The sequence below is a fragment of the Methylobacterium sp. Leaf88 genome (genome assembly GCF_001422795.1).
Classification (GTDB): Bacteria; Pseudomonadota; Alphaproteobacteria; order Rhizobiales; family Beijerinckiaceae; genus Methylobacterium.
Map to the genome: position 1 here is coordinate 68700 of NZ_LMMK01000013.1, position 264 is coordinate 68963.

The 264-nt window shown below is 71.6% G+C and carries 1 protein-coding gene; it reads right to left on the bottom strand.

Going from position 1 to position 264, the window contains the following annotated elements; genetic code table 11:
- A partial coding sequence (locus tag ASF20_RS10480) for a hypothetical protein (RefSeq protein ID WP_162242619.1) occupies positions 1–264 on the bottom strand: 264 nt, incomplete at both ends.

Genomic DNA, 264 nt, shown 5'->3' on the forward strand with positions numbered 1-264 from the left:
AACCCCATCCGGGTCCGACAGGCTGGCGCTGACGGTTTGGCCCTCCGCCACCGAACCCGACAGGAGGACGCTGCCGGCGCGGTCCACGTCCGTGACGCTCCCGCCCACGGCCGAGGCGATGTCCGCGTGGCCCTGGCCATCGGTGTAGCTCGCGACCACCGAGAGCACCTTGCCGGCATCGGCGTAGCCGAGCGTGTACGCGCCGGAGGTGTTGGTCTCGACCGTGCTGCCGTCGAGCTGGAAGGCGTAAGTCACGCCGCCCGG